Here is a 14703-nt window from a genome sequence, read left to right as displayed (position 1 = left end):
GCCAACAACGGTGACCACGCCACCGATTGTCGTTTCGATATAGTAGGTGCCGCTCGACAGGTGACCACTGCCATTACCTACGGAGCCGCTGATCGTAACGTAGTCATCGACAACGGCCAAAAGTCCCGCATAGGTTGACTGCATCTCCGGCGCAAACGGCAAGTACTGCCCGTTGCAATTTGACCTTTCCAGGCGCCACGTCCCTCCGCGGCGCATGTCGCCGATCGGCCCACATGCCGCCGCAACGCCAGCGCCGAACTCATGCTCAAGCGCCCCAATGAAACTCGCGCCGAAAGAGCCTCGAGCGACATCGCAACTCCAGAGCCGTACATCTCCTTCTTGAGCAAGAGCGCTACCAATTCGGGCCAAGTCCTTGGCGTGAACTGGCAGGGTATCAACTGACCACTCGCCGGATGTGAAGCAAACACGCCCAGGCGCGCCATGCGCGACAATGTGAATCGCATCGAGGCCTTCGATCCCCACCAGCGCTTCCGCCATCTGCCTTGCAGCAGGCCTTGCACCGTCGAGCACAATAGCCCGAACCTCGGGCCGGAGATTCTCCAGCAGCGTGTTCAGGTCGGGAACGAGCGGATCGACGAACAGAAGCTCTGATTTGTGGGCCATGAAATTGGTCCTGTTTTGACTTACAACAATTCACGTCAGGCCGAGCGCGGGTTGCCGCCTCAGCCCAAATCAATGTGCAGACGCTCTGTAGTGCGTTCAGACTATTTGCTACTTGGTCCGCTTGGTGATGAGAGACTCAGAGAGCTTCGGACGGACAGAAACGGACAGACCGTAAACTCGCCGTTCGAATCAAAAGTGCCGATGTCGTAGGCACTCGCGTAGCGCCCGACCTTCATCCGCATCTCGACCGCGCTGAAGCGATCGGACGCGTCTGGTAAAATGACCTGGGAAACGATCGTCTTCGTGGCTCGATCGACGACGAAGTAGGTAATGTTCTGGGTGGTCGCGCCACGCGGCAACGATCCGGTTACCGTGATTTCGTTTGAGATGCCCGCGGAGAGAAGCCCCGCATATTTGGCAATGCCTTCTCCCGTTAAGGGAGGTGTGACGGAAACAGAGCTGCGGGAAGAGGCCGACTTATCGGCCGGACCTGACTTAACCATACGGCGCCACCCAACGCATTTCACGAGATCGAATCCCGGAGCACGTTTGTCCGGAGACCGACGCTCGAACCAACCACAATTTAGTGGTTCAACCTTGGGTGGTACCCGCTACACTCACTTCAGTCGCCAAAAACGCGCTGAAGATCACATTCCAAGATTGAACGTCATTCAAAAAGTTCCCGCCTGAATCGCAGACGGACCGCAAAATTAATTATCCCTTAAGATGTAAAGCAGACTGAGAAAGCGAGCGCAAGAAAATTCAAGATCGAAATCAAAATACATCAAATTATTTCGCTCCCCATTTCCATTAACCAGCGGGCTGACCTCGCATGTAGCGCACAACTCACTGAATTTGCTGCCCGAACAATTTCAGCTAAATTGTTTCGCGACGTTCGATGGAACAACGGGTTCGCTGACCTAGGGCGTCGAGCACAATATTTCCTGGTTTGAACTTTTTACAATTGCTTGCGGAAACCGAAAAAGTTTGGCGGTGGTGGAAAATAAGCGCCTTTGCCTGAACATGATCGTCAAGAACGAGGTGGCAAATCTCGAGCGCTGCCTGGCGGCGGTCGCTGACCACATCGCTTGCTGGGTCATCTGCGATACCGGTTCGTCTGACGGCACGCAGGACTTCATCAAGACGTTCTTTGCCCGGCGCAATCTTCCGGGAGAACTTCATACAATTCCGTTCCACGATTTCGGACAAGCTCGGAACGACGCGCTCGATCGTGCCTGCGCCTCAGAGCTTGAGTTCGATTACGTCCTGTTCAACGACGCCGATATGGAGCTCATCGTCGACAACGCCGAATTTCGTAAGTCCCTTTCCGGTCCAGGCTACCGCCTCTTGCAGCGCGCGTCGGGCGGATTGAGCTACTGGAACACCCGACTGGTTCGGCGTGACAGTGGTTCGAAGTACTTTGGAGTGACGCACGAATATATCGACGTCCCGGGAGACGTCGTTGAACTGCAGGGCGCCTGGTACATCGATCACGCCGATGGATCGAATCGTGGCGACAAATCAGAGCGGGATATCCGACTACTCAAAGCGGCGCTCGACCTTGAGCCCGACAACGCTCGGTACTGGTTTTATCTTGCGTGGTCCTACCGAGATGCCTGCCAATATGTCGAAGCCGCCGCAGCCTTTGCCAAGCGCGCGGACATGGAAGGCTGGGACGAAGAAGCGTGGATGGCACGGCTGCAGCACGCACGGTGCCTGCGAGACCTGGGCGACGAAGACGGCTTCGTCAGCAAGGCACTTGAAGCGTTCAAGCAAAGGCCGACACGCGCGGAACCCCTTTACGAACTGGCACGATACTATCGAGAACGCGGCAGGTATGAGACAAGCCTCCACTTTTCCGAGCTCGGCCTTTCGATATCGGCCCCCGAAAACGACATCCTTTTCATTGAAACCGACGTCTACCAGACCGGCCTTCGCGAGGAATTCTCGATCGCCGCAAATTATAGTCAGGACGCCGCCCGCTGGGACCGTGGCTACTCGATTTGCAACAGCCTGGCGCTCAACCGAGCAATTCCGGACGCCCCACGTGAGCTCGCGCGGACAAACTTATTCTTTTACCTGCAGCCGGCGGAGCGGCTATTTGGATCATTTTCTGCACGACAGGTGGATTGCGACGTCCCTCAAGGCTATCGGCCAACCAATCCCTCTGTCTCGCGTCATGGAAATGACCTCTATCTCGTGCAGCGGACAGTGAATTTTCGCCTGCTCAAAGACGGCACCTATGAGACAGATAACGGCGCTCCCATTCGAACGCGCAACTATCTGCTACGGTTGAACGCGGATCTTGAGGTGGAAACTGCGGCCGAACTTCTGCTGCCCGCCGACTTCCCAAAAACCCAATTCGAGGAAGTGCAAGGACTCGAGGATATTCGTTTGTTCAGTTGGAATGGCTCGCTATGGGGCAGCTCATGCGTCCGCGAGTTGAATGCTGAAGGCTGGTGCGAACAGTTGATCGCCCGGATTGAACAACGAAGCAATTCGGAAACCCGACTCGCTGAGTGGCTCGTGCTTCGTCCTGAGGGTCCACGACTCCATGAAAAGAACTGGATGCCGCAAGCCAAGGGCGCAAGTCTGCATTTCATCTACTCATGCGACCCGACCAGGATCGTAAACGACAGGGGTGAAACCGTCTCAGAGAGCGATGCCGGCTTCGCCGTCGAACAGTTCCGAGGCGGAACACAACTCATTGAGTTTGACGAAGGATGGCTCGCACTCGTTCATGAAGTTCAGTGGCAGAACGATCGAAGGTTCTATCAGCATCGCTTTGTATGGTTCGATAGCGAAAATAATCTGCGCCGGCTTAGTCGCCCGTTCTATTTCAAGGAAAAAGGGGTCGAGTTCGCGGCGGGGCTGGCTTGGCATCCAGACGGCCGTCGCCTGCTCGTATCTTACGGTGTCGCCGATAGCGAATCCTGGATCGCCTCGATTGAGGCGGCCGAAGTGAGTACTGCACTTGAAGGCAATTCGGCGCCGCCAACCGCGGTTTCAGCTGCTCCGTCTTCCCAGCGGTGCGAGAACGAGCGCAGCAATAAAGAGCCTGTGGTCAAGGAGTCCGGATTGTCGAAACCAAACGGAAAGTCGATCGGCCTGTGCATGATCGTCAAGAACGAGGCGGCGGTTATCGTTCGTTGCCTCGACAGCGTTCGACCGATGATCGACTATGTGTTGATCGAAGACACCGGCTCGACCGACGGCACGCAAGACATCATACGACAGTGGCTCGACAGCAATGGATTGACAGGCGAAGTCATCGACGAACCCTGGCGGGATTTCGCTTACAACCGATCGCATGCGCTCGCTTGCCTGCGCCGGAACCCGGACGTCGACTACGCCCTCATCATCGACGCCGATGACGCGCTCACCATCGAGCCGGGGTTTGACGTCGCCGCCTTCAAGTCTGGCATGACTGCCGACCTCTATGACGTGGCCATCAACCACAACGGCATCCGCCATCATCGGCCTCAGCTTTGCAGCAACAAGAAGGAGTTCTATTTTCGAGGTGTCTTGCACGAGTTCGTGGAAGCGCCGGCCGACGCTCGCGGTCGGGAGACCGCTTCCGGCTTTGCGATCCAGATTGGCGGCGGCGGTGCACGCAGCCAGGATCCCGAGAAATACCGCAAAGATGCAGCGCTGCTGGAGGGCGCCCTGCAGAACGAGACGGACGCGTTTCTCCGCTCTCGTTACACGTTCTACCTTGCTCAAAGCTATCGTGACTGCAACGAGCCCGAGAAAGCGCTGCCCCACTACTTGGCGCGCGCTGAAATGGGCTTTTGGCAGGAAGAGGTCTTTATTTCTCTCTATTCTGCGGCGCGGCTCAAGGAAGCGCTCGATCATCCTGAACACGAGGTCATCGCGGCTTATCAGCGGGCCGCCGATTCTCAGCTCGCGCGAGCTGAGGCGTTGCATGGTGCCAGCCGCTACTGCCGTTCAAAGGGTCGCAACAAGGAGGGAGCTGATATCGCGCGCCGCGGCATTGATTTGCCGATGCCTGTTGGAGCGCTGTTCGCCGAGGAATGGATCTATGAGTTCGGACTACTCGATGAATTCGCCGTCAACGCTTTTTGGGCTGGCGATTATCAAGGCTGCATGGACGCCTGCCTTCGCATCCTTCAGAATCCGTCAATCGATGAAGGCCTGAGAAGCCGCGTAGAAGACAATCTGCGTTTTGCGAAGGACCGGATATCCGAAAGGGTCGAACTACCGAATGCACTCAATGAACCCGACGGAAATCGTCCGCTTCCCAAAGTGCTGATAGCAATTCTTGCCAAAAGCAAAGCTGGCCACTTGCCGCTGTTTCTGGACTGCATCGAAGCGCTCGACTATCCGTCGGAGCGGATCGCGCTCCACGTCCGGACCAACAACAACCGGGATGATACCGCCGAAATTCTCCGGGACTGGCTTCAGCGTGTCGGATCGCGATATTCGCACGTAGAACTTGACGATAGCAATGTTTCGGAACGCGTTCAGGACTTTGCTGACCATGAGTGGAATGCCACTCGCTTCTCCGTGCTAGGTCGAATTCGCCAACACAGCATGAACCAGACTTTGGCTCTGGGATGCGACTATTATTTCGTGGTCGACGTCGACAACTACCTACGTCCCCTCACCTTGCGGCACCTTGTAGAACTCAATCTTCCGATCGTAGCGCCGCTGCTCAAGTGTGTCGACGCCGACCGGCCGCTGTACTCGAACTATCACCAGAAGATCGACGCGAACGGATATTTTCTTCCGAGCGACGAATACAACACTATTCTCAGCCGGTCGTCGCCGGGCCTCCACGAGGTGCCGGTGGTGCATTGCACATATCTGGTTCGCGCAGACGCCATACCGCAATTGACCTACGATGATGGATCGGGCCGGTATGAATATGTGGTATTCGCCGACAGCGCGCGACGCGCGGGAATCTCACAGATATTAGACACTCGCGAAGTCTACGGATGGCTGACCTTCGCGTCCGATGGGGAGGCAATCCGACCGCTGATCGCCGGAGAACTTGCCGCCAAGCCCGCACGGGAAGCACCGAGAAAGGACACCGTTCCAGCCAGCGATGGGAAAAGAGCGATACGATTGAAGGAGTATCCGGCAAATGCGTCCTTCTCTCACACACCTTCAGATGAGTACGTCCAAAGTCGGAATCATACTCTCGTCCGAAAGCCATATCTTCTGGAGACTGACGCTCTCGGCTTCATTCGTGGATCAAAGTCCCCGACTACAGCGGCCCAAACCGTGATCGTTCTCGGCGACAGCGTGGTCGAAGGTATGTACCTCGATCCCGATGACCGATTTTGCGCAAAGCTAGAGACCATTCTGCGTAGCGAGAATGCTGTAGATGTCATCGTGAGAAACGGGGGCTACAGCGGTGCGACCACTCTCCATATGCTGAACTTGTTTCTCAACAAGATCATACCGCTCAAGCCTGACGTCGTCATTCTGATGACAGGGATTGTGGATGTGGATGTTGCGAATCTCGAGTCGAGCTTTTGGAGCCGCGATTGTTGGCTCGAGCCGATCGTCGACCTTAATGCAAACAACTCGTGGCGCGACCAAAACCTGCTTTCCGCGCCGAACGTCGCGGATCGTCGTCGGCTACTCGATCTCTTTTCCCTAGCCGCGCGATCGTTTGGTATCGAGCTTTGGTTCGCGACTATTCCCCATCTGCGGGACGAAAGTATCGATCCCGGCATCGCCCGAACTCGCGTACTGATCAACGAGACCACTCGCGCGGCTGCTCGTTCTGGAGAACACGCCCTGTGCGATTTGGAAGCGCAATTGGCTGGCCGTACCGACATTTTTCAAGACGCATTTCACCTAAATCCGATCGGCGCCGAGGCTGCGGCTCGCTCGATCGTATCAAATGGCTTAGGTTCGTACCTGCTAGCAAAGGGGTCAAACGCGCCATTTCGAGCGGCGCAAAAGAATAAGCAATCAGCGAATGCTATTCATGTAATCAATTTGGACCGAAGCACGGCTCGCTGGGATAAGTTCAGATCTCGCAATGCCAAGCTCGGCAACTTTGAGCGAGTTTCAGCGATCGACGGCCGCAAGCTGGATCGCTTAGACCTCGAAAGACAAGGGCTCATTGCCCCTGAACTTGACTACAGCGCGGGAGCCTTGGGTTGCGCGCTGTCTCACATACAGCTTTGGCAAAAGGCCGCGTCTCAAGACCAGCCGTTGACGATCTTCGAGGACGACGCGCTTAGTCATCCTGTATTCGATGAGCACCGCCTGGCGGTGCTGGCCCAGCTTCCAACCGATTGGGATATAATATTGTGGGGGTTCATTTACGATCCACTTTTCCTCTGGATCGATCTTGGATTCTCCGCCTCGGAGATGCGGTTTTACGATCGAACCGAACCTTTTACCTGGAGCGATACTTCGGACGGCCGACCAATTTATCACCCCCACAGGCTCAGGCACGCCTACGGAACACAGGCATACTCAATTAGTCCACGCGGAGCGAGGCGCCTCTTGGGCAGCGTTCTGCCGCTCAAGAAGCAGTTCGTGCCGTTTCCAGGAACATCGATCGTCGATCAGGATCAGGGGATCGACGGCGCTATGAACTTGGCTTATCCCACATTGCAAAGCTACGTCTGCATCCCTCCCCTGGTGGTTCAGCGCGACGATGGTGTCAGCGACCGGCTGAGCACCAAATAGCGCGATTACTGTCAATGTGGCGCAATCGCGGAATGGCCTGGATAGAGCTAGCCCAATTTCGATCGAGAGAAAGTGGATGACTTGAGACTGCAAAACGTGCCCCTGTTGGAAGTTCAAGCTCGATGGGCTTACAGCGAGCTGACAGATTCTGCGGCCGCCCGGCACTATTCTCATCTGGAGCATCTCGTCACAAAGCGATCGAGCGGGACGGCATTCGAGCAGTTGTCCGAAGCCGAACAATATGAGCTCGCCTTTGGTACCGCTTGCGCTCGGCCCGTCCTGCTCGCATTTCTGACCGGAGTGCTCTCATTCGACGTTATCGAAATTGGCCGGACCAGATTGGGCTCGATGTTCGTGCCGCCAAATGTGTGGGATCCCGAAAGCGAGGGACGCTTTGTTTCGTTCGAGGAATACATGACAACGACAAGCGTCGATCCAGATGATCCTCGAAACGTGCTTCGCAAGGGAACGAGCTATGAATTTCCTGCGGATCCGATCACGTTTGGCCGCTCGTTCAGCTTTCTGATATTAATCGATGGCTTTCACCGCGCCGCCCGCTTTTGGAGATACGGTCCGCCGGACGGAAAGTTACTTGCTTACTTGCCGTCGGGTCTGATGATCGAGGACTGAATTTTGAATGGCAGAATCTCGATGCTCAGATGCTCGCCAGCAAAGACCAATCCGCGCCCACCCCAACTGTCGCTGACCGTAGTTCATACCGTGGCTTTTGGTGACCATGATTCAAAATGCCAAATCATTCCAGCCGAGTTGACAGGACACCCCTTCCGCCACGCTCACCGCCTCCGCAAGCTGGCCCGGTTGCAGTTCCCTGCCCCAACCAACAATTAACGAATCAGCTTGAATGGTAGGTGCAATGCCCGTTCGGCGTCCGGCACCGAGAGGTTGAGATGAATTGGGTCAAGGCACTGCTGTTGCTTTCCGTACTGGTTCTGGGATGCGCTGACCTCGCCACCACCAACAGGATTCTGGAGCTCGGATTCGGCGAGGCGAATCCGTTCATGCAGATGGCCCAGGCCTGGTTCGGCGTCTGGTGGCTGATCCCGAAACTTGGCTTGACCTATCTCGTCATCGCGCTGCTGTGGCGCAGTGAAAGCCTTGCCAAGATTGCCCTTGTCGTGGCGTTCTGCTCGACGCCTGTCATCAACAACCTCGTCATCCTCGCCGGCGCGAGCTGAACCGCTACGCGCCGATTTGGATGGGAATGCGGACGGCCTGCGCGTCGTCCGTGCAGGCGTAATCCAATCAATGTCCCGGATCTCTGCTGCGTGATCCCGACGGCCAGGTCTTGCCGGGCCGCCGTCAAGTCAGCGCAATGAACTCCACGATCAGGCCGGCAATGTCCTGCGGCGCATCCTCGAAGCAGTAATGCCCGACGCCGGCAAGGCGCCTGACCGGCGCCGCCGGGAAGATCGCGGAGAACAGCGGCAGGAAATGGTCTGCATGCAGCGTGCGGTCCGCTTCGCCCCAGATCGCCAGCGCCGGCCTGCTGCGGATCGCGCGATCGGCGGCAGGCGTCGGCGCCTCGAATTGGTGCGCCCCGGTCGCAAAGCCCTTCGCCCATCCGATCGCGCCGAGGCAGTCGGCCGGGCGCGCGAAAGGCGCCCCGTAGGCGGCGAGCCAGGCGTCGGTGATGACCGCGTTGTTCTCGAAGCCGTTGAGCTTCAGCGTGCTGAGAATATTGAAGCCGAGTTGGCCGAGCACCGGCTCGAGCTCGCCGTTCGTCTCGGCTGCTGCGATCCATTGAAACCAGGGCGAGACCTGCGCATTCGCGGTGACGCGCGCGAACAGATCACTTTGCCCGAACGGCGTCGGTCCGTTGGCCGAGATGACGCGGCGGATCCGATCCGGATGGCGTGCCGCGAACCCCATGCCGACCGGACCGCCGAAATCATGCATCACGAGGGTGATATTGGTGAGGTCGAGCGCAAGGACCAGGGCCTCGAGATTGTCGACATGATCCTGCAGCCAGTAGCTGCGCTGCGCCGGCGTTGCGCTCTTGCCAAAGCCCATGTGATCCGGGACGACCACGCGGTGCGTTGCGCGCAGGACCGACACCAGATGCCGGAACAGATAGCCCCAGGTTGGCTCGCCGTGGAGGCAAAGCACCACCTCGCCGTCCCGCGGGCCTTCGTCGACATAATGCATCGGAAAGCCCAGCGCCGCGCTGAAATGCGGCGTGAAGGGAAAGGTGCCGTCGAACGTTGCATCGGGTTGGATCATGGTGGGCCTCGGATAGTTTTAATTTGAAACCATCATGTATCGCTTGAGGTTTTACTTTGCAACCGATATATCGAGTTCTCGATCGGGCGGTCTTTTCGGGCCGCGCCGCGATGAAAGACGTCAGGCGGATCACGATGGCCAAGCGAGTGAGCCACAGGGACTCGATGTGCGGAGTGGCCCGGCCGCTCGATGCGATCGGCGACTGGTGGTCGCTGTTGATCGTCCGCGACGCGTTCGACGGGCTGCGCCGGTTTGGCGAATTTCAGAAGAGCCTCGGGCTTGCCAAGAACATCCTCTCCGCCCGGCTGCGCAATCTCTTGGCGCACGGCATCATGGAGACCGTGCCCGCGGCGGACGGAAGCGCGTATCAGGAATATGTGCTGACCGAGAAAGGTCGCGGGCTGTTCCCGCTCCTCGTCGCGCTCCGGCAGTGGGGCGAGGATTTCTTCTTCGAGCCCGACGAGGCGCATGTGCTCCTGGTCGATCGAAAGAACGGGTTGCCGGTGCGGCGACTAGAACTGCGCGCACAGGACGGACGCGTCGTCGGTGCAGAAGATACGATGGTGCGGTCGCCGCAGGCTTCGGCCGGGAAAGGCATCGCGTAAGGCGCGCGTGCGCGGCGCGGACACCGTCACCGGCAACCGGATCTTAACCCTCCTTGCCGCAGCATCGGCTGCGTGGAGGTTCGACCAATGCAGACATTCCGGATTTCGCTGAGCGATGGAACGCGGCAATTCCACACGGCGATTCAGGCGCCGGATCCCGCGTCCGCACGTATCAAGGCCGCCTACTTCTTCGATATCTCGAAGTGGCGGATCCTGAGCGTGTCGTTGAGCGGGGCCAGCGTCGCGGCGGCATAGTCGCTGCGCGCCTTCACGCCATCCGGTCGAGCTCCGCTACGGCAAGTCGTGCGATCGCAAGGTCGATCTCGGCGAGCGGATCGCCATCGCCCAGGAACCATGCTGCCGACAAGCCTGTCCAGGCGATGATCCATGACAGCAGGCGCCGGCGATCCAGCCGCGCCGTTTCCACGACGACGTCGAGACGCCGCGCAAAGCGGCCGGGTTCGGTTGCGACCGGCCGTGTCGGATCGGCAAGATCGGGGTTGGTGAAGATGTTGGCGAAGTCGAAGCCGCGCTCGCCGACCAGATGCTTGGGATCGATCGCGAGCCAGCCGCGCGCGCCGAAGTCGAGCACATTGTCATGGTGCAGGTCGCCATGCAGCACCACGATCTCGCGCGGATCGCCGAGCAGCGCCTCAGCGGTGTCGGCCGATCGGTTCAGGATGCCGCCGTGCGCTCTCGCCGCCGGCCACAACGCGCGAAACCAGTCTCTGAGTGGCGTCAAGTCCGGCCTCGGTTTTGCTCTCCGGGCATGCAGCCGCTCGGCTGTTGCGCAGAGAATTCGGCAGGCCTCATCGTCCCGGCCGGTTCGGGCGATGTCGCTCAGCGACGCTGCACCCATCGCCCGTTCGAGCAGCAGCGCCTTGCCGTCACGGGCCAGGACCCGCGCCGCGCCGTCGCCATCCCACCACGCCATGACGATGCCGCCGAGGCGCTCGTTCGGCTCGTGCGAAAGCTTGAGCATGGCCGGTTCGCCGTGCTGCCGCACCGGCAGCAACCGTGCGGCGTGCGTGACGATCACGTCGCCGTCGGAGACCAGGCTCCAGGCCGAGAGATAGGGTTCAAACATCCAGGCAGGCTGGGTGGTGAAGGGCGCGACCGTCGTTGTAATCACTGCCGCTGCGCGCTGCCATGCTGGTTCCCTGCGGCGCATCGTGGCAGGGGCGCGCCAACCGGTTCCGCGTTGCCCTGCCCATGTTGGCTGATGACAGCCCCTACCCCTCTCGCGCTACAATGTCGCAGCCGGTGCGACGGAGGGTGTGGCGATGCCGCGGAAGGGAATTACCGGACACGACGAGTGGGTGGTCACCGAGGCCCTGGCCACGGCGCTGGTTGCGCTGGAACAGTTGCCGTCGAAGCACCAGCCGCGTGCGCATATGGAGGATGTCCGGAAGATTCTGACTGCGCGGTGCGAGGCCGGCGCCGTCACGCTGCATCTGGCGCAGGCGAAGTGCCGGTTGTTTCCCGATACCAATCCGCTGACAATCTATGAGGAATACGGCCTCAAGGACGGCTTGGGGTAGCGGCGTCCGACAGAACGGCTACTCGTGGCTGATCCGCCAAATCGTGCCGTTGCCGTCTTCGGAGACCAGCAGAGCACCGTCGCGCGCCACGGTCACGCCAACCGGTCGGCCCCAGACCTCGTTGTCGCCGACGACGAAGCCGGTGACGAAATCCTCGTACTCGCCGGTCGGCACGCCGTCCCTCAACCTGATGCGAATGACCTTGTAGCCGGTGCGCTTCGACCGATTCCACGAGCCGTGTTCAGCAGCAAAGCCATCGCCGCGATACTCGGGCGGAAAGCTGCTGCCGGTGTAGAAGGTCAGGCCAAGCGAGGCCGAGTGGGCCTGCAACAAGACGTCAGGAACCGTCACCCTGTCCTTCAGGTCGGGCCGCTCGCCGGCATGCGCGGGATCCTCGTTGGCGCCGATGTAATACCAGGGCCAGCCGTAGAACGCGCCTTCGCGGATCCGGGTCACATAATCAGGCACGAGGTTGTCGCCGCGGCCGTCGCGCTCATTGGTCGAACACCATGGCGTGCCGCTGCCCGGCTGGATCGCGAGGCCCACGCAGTTGCGGATACCCGTCGCAAACAGTTTCTGGTTCTTGCCGTCGGGATCGAACGCAAGCACGGCGGCGCGATCGGTCTCGGCGCCCCAGGCCGCGCCAAGCGCGTGGTCGCGGCTCCAGGCTTCGATACCTTCCGGGGGCCGGCCGAGGCCCTCGCCTGCGTTGCCCGCGGATCCGACCGACACCAGCATCCGCTTGCCGTCCGGCGTGAACACGATGTCGCGCGTGGAATGGCCGTAGCCGTGCGGCAGCCGGGCCACGATCGTCTCGGGCGCTCCAGACGCCTTGAGATCACCGTTGCGGTAGGCAAAGCGCACGACGCTGTCGGTGTTGGCGACATAGAGCCATTGCGGATTGTCGCCGTTCGGGAAGAACGCGATGCCGAACGGCCGGTTCAGTCCGCTTGCGTAGACCTCGTTGTTTGCAGCCTTTGCGGCGCCGTCCGCGCTGCGCAGGACGCGGATGCGGCCCGGACCGGTTTCCGCGACGAAGATGTCGCCATTGGGCGCGGTCCGGATGGTCCGCGGTCCGCTCAGCCCGCTCGCGAACAGCTCGACCTTGAACCCCGCCGGCACCTGCGGCAATGCCGAGGCGGGTCGCTGCACAACGCGTGACGCATTGCTGCTGGAGGCCGTTGCCCCCGGTCTGGGCAAGTCTTGCGGGGTGATCAGCCGCACCGTGCCCGGCCTGTCGCGCTGCCAGTCGCCGAACGCCTCCGTGCCTTTCAGGACCGGCTCGGCCGCCGCCGCTCCGATACCGATCGCGGCTGCGAGGAGAATGACCGACAGACCTGCGCCGGCCAGATTCGTCTTCGGCATGTGCTCCTCGGGCGATGTCTGCGTCAGTTGCAGAGTTCATAGCGCGGTTCGACCGCCGGCTGCGGTCACAATGTCGTCTGCGTCGTTGTCGTTGGAGGCGCTGCGCGTCGGATCACCCGGCTTGATGATCGATGGGCGCGGGATCAAACCCTGGAGCTGACCATCGGCTTGCGTTGGGCGGCCGCCGACAGGTCGGGATAGACCGCGGTTTCTCCAGCCATCGCCTTGAGAGGAACCGTGAGCCGGCAGATCAGGCCCTCGGCGCGCCAATCGAAGTCAGCCCGGCCGCCGAGCTGGGTCTCGATGCTGGCGATGACGCTTCGCGTGCCGAAACCTTTCTGCTTCGGCTTGGTCACCGGAGGCCCGCCGGACTCCACCCAGGCCAGGATCAGCGTCTCGTCCTGCACTTCCCAGGTAATCGCGAGCCGGCCCGGCAACACCGACAGGCTGCCGTATTTGGCGGAGTTGGTGACGAGCTCGTGCAGCGCCAGCGCCAACGTCTGCGCGGTCGCGGGCTGCAACTGCACCTCCGCGCCATCGATCTGGATCTGTCCGGCTTCGGAATAAGGTGCGATCTCCTCGGTCACCAGCCGGCGGATCTCGGCGCCCTGCCAGCTCGACAGCGACAGCACGGTGTGCACGCGCGCCAGCGCCGTGATCCGGCCCTCGACCGCCCGCACATAGGCGGTGACGTTCTGCGCGCGCGTCAGCCGTACGATCGATTGCGCCAGTGCGAGCGCGTTCTTGGCGCGATGGTCGACCTCGCGGGTCAACAGGCTCTGCCGTTCCTCGGCCTTCTTGCGATCGGTGATGTCGACGGTGACGCCGCTGACCCGCACCACCCTGCCGTTCCGGTCGCTGGTGGCAGCAGCCGTGCCGACACACCAGCGCACCTCGCCGTCAGGCCGCATGACGCGGAATTCGGCCTCATAGGACGTTTGTCCCTTGCCGAACCCGGCCCAGGCTTCGCGCAGTTCCTCGACATCGTCGGGATGAAACAGTTGCTGGATATTGTCCGACGTCAGCGCGAAGGATTTCGGATCGACGCCGAAGATCTTGTACTGCCCTTCGTCCCACATCCAGTCGCCGTTGACCCAGTCCCAGTCCCACGAGCCCATCTTGCCTGCGGCGATCGCCATGCTGCGGCGCGCTTCGCTCTCGACCAGCCGTGTGGTCGACTGCTCGAGCTCGGCGGTGCGCGCACGCACCCGGTCCTCGAGCTCGGCATTGAGGCGTTCGAGCTGCCGCGTCTTGCGGTAGAGCTCGGCGAACACGCGGATTTTCGCGCGCAGCACTTCCGGAACGACCGGCACCGGGACGTAGTCGACCGCGCCCATCTCATAGCCGCGCAGCCGGTCGATGTCGCTGACCTGGATGGCCGAGATGAAGATCATCGCGGTCTTCTGGAAGCGCGGATGCTCGCGGATCATCGCGGCGAGCTCGAAGCCGTCGAGCTCTGGCATGCAGACGTCGACCAGGATCACGGCGACTTCGTTCTTGAGCAGGAACTCGAGCGCCTCGCGGCCCGACGAAACCGGGACCAGCGTCTCGCCGAGTTCCTTCAGGATGACCTCGTAAGCCAGCAGCTTCGCCGGCTGGTCATCGACCAGAAGGATATTTACCTTTTCATGGTCCATCATGTTCGATCGCCG

Annotated in this window: 10 protein-coding genes and 1 pseudogene; 5 read left to right on the top strand and 6 right to left on the bottom strand. The window is 60.3% G+C overall.

Translation table 11 applies throughout. The annotated features are described in order from the left end of the window. Positions 1-117 precede the first annotated feature (117 nt). Positions 118-624 (bottom strand): annotated as a pseudogene (locus tag JQ507_16565) (DUF4347 domain-containing protein). A 101-nt stretch (positions 625-725) separates the two neighbouring features. Next, the gene (locus JQ507_16560) at positions 726-1127 is read right to left on the bottom strand and encodes a hypothetical protein (protein ID QRI72968.1); all 402 of its coding nucleotides are present in this window, start codon (positions 1125-1127) and stop codon (positions 726-728) included. A 484-nt stretch (positions 1128-1611) separates the two neighbouring features. Between JQ507_16560 and JQ507_16555 the strand changes: the two genes are divergently transcribed. From JQ507_16555 to JQ507_16545, 3 genes are all read left to right on the top strand, one after another. Continuing rightward, positions 1612-7299 (top strand): glycosyltransferase family 2 protein, encoded by a 5688-nt coding sequence (locus JQ507_16555; protein QRI72967.1) that lies wholly within the window; start codon positions 1612-1614, stop codon positions 7297-7299. A gap of 72 nt (positions 7300-7371) precedes the next feature. Then, entirely contained in the window at positions 7372-7929 is a 558-nt protein-coding gene (locus JQ507_16550) for a hypothetical protein (GenBank protein QRI72966.1), read from the top strand. A gap of 299 nt (positions 7930-8228) precedes the next feature. Beyond that, positions 8229-8495, top strand: coding sequence for a hypothetical protein (locus JQ507_16545; protein QRI73373.1), 267 nt, complete (start codon positions 8229-8231; stop codon positions 8493-8495). Positions 8496-8619: 124 nt separating this feature from the next. Here JQ507_16545 and JQ507_16540 read toward each other — a convergent pair whose 3' ends face one another. Further along, entirely contained in the window at positions 8620-9540 is a 921-nt protein-coding gene (locus JQ507_16540; protein QRI72965.1) for an alpha/beta fold hydrolase, read from the bottom strand. A 164-nt stretch (positions 9541-9704) separates the two neighbouring features. Here JQ507_16540 and JQ507_16535 point away from each other — a divergent pair, with 164 nt between their 5' ends. Beyond that, complete coding sequence (locus JQ507_16535) at positions 9705-10145, top strand: helix-turn-helix transcriptional regulator (GenBank protein QRI73372.1); 441 nt, start codon at positions 9705-9707, stop codon at positions 10143-10145. Positions 10146-10413: 268 nt separating this feature from the next. Here JQ507_16535 and JQ507_16530 read toward each other — a convergent pair whose 3' ends face one another. Further along, on the bottom strand, positions 10414-11232 hold the full coding sequence (locus JQ507_16530; protein QRI73371.1) for an APH(6) family putative aminoglycoside O-phosphotransferase: 819 nt from the start codon (positions 11230-11232) through the stop codon (positions 10414-10416). A 196-nt stretch (positions 11233-11428) separates the two neighbouring features. Here JQ507_16530 and JQ507_16525 point away from each other — a divergent pair, with 196 nt between their 5' ends. Further along, a complete protein-coding gene (locus JQ507_16525) occupies positions 11429-11686 on the top strand; it encodes a hypothetical protein (protein ID QRI72964.1) in 258 nt (85 codons plus the stop codon). 18 nt (positions 11687-11704) lie between these two features. Here the strand turns inward: JQ507_16525 and JQ507_16520 are convergent, their stop codons facing one another. Further along, positions 11705-13051, bottom strand: a complete 1347-nt coding sequence (locus JQ507_16520) for a sorbosone dehydrogenase family protein (GenBank protein QRI72963.1) — start codon at positions 13049-13051, stop codon at positions 11705-11707. Positions 13052-13194: 143 nt separating this feature from the next. Further along, positions 13195-14691, bottom strand: a complete 1497-nt coding sequence (locus tag JQ507_16515; GenBank protein QRI72962.1) for a PAS domain-containing protein — start codon at positions 14689-14691, stop codon at positions 13195-13197. Positions 14692-14703 lie beyond the last annotated feature (12 nt).

The organism is Bradyrhizobium sp. PSBB068 (genome assembly GCA_016839165.1).
In the GTDB taxonomy this organism is placed as follows: Bacteria; Pseudomonadota; Alphaproteobacteria; order Rhizobiales; family Xanthobacteraceae; genus Bradyrhizobium.
Note: the sequence above shows the minus strand (reverse complement) of the source record. Positions and strands in the feature narration are given on the sequence as shown.

Coding starts and splice junctions, on each gene's coding strand:
- JQ507_16525 (QRI72964.1), top strand. CDS start 11,429: ATGCCGCGGAAGGGAATTACCGGACACGACGAGTGGGTGGTCACCGAG.
- JQ507_16520 (QRI72963.1), bottom strand. CDS start 13,051: ATGCCGAAGACGAATCTGGCCGGCGCAGGTCTGTCGGTCATTCTCCTC.
- JQ507_16560 (QRI72968.1), bottom strand. CDS start 1,127: ATGGTTAAGTCAGGTCCGGCCGATAAGTCGGCCTCTTCCCGCAGCTCT.
- JQ507_16530 (QRI73371.1), bottom strand. CDS start 11,232: ATGTTTGAACCCTATCTCTCGGCCTGGAGCCTGGTCTCCGACGGCGAC.
- JQ507_16540 (QRI72965.1), bottom strand. CDS start 9,540: ATGATCCAACCCGATGCAACGTTCGACGGCACCTTTCCCTTCACGCCG.
- JQ507_16535 (QRI73372.1), top strand. CDS start 9,705: ATGTGCGGAGTGGCCCGGCCGCTCGATGCGATCGGCGACTGGTGGTCG.
- JQ507_16515 (QRI72962.1), bottom strand. CDS start 14,691: ATGATGGACCATGAAAAGGTAAATATCCTTCTGGTCGATGACCAGCCG.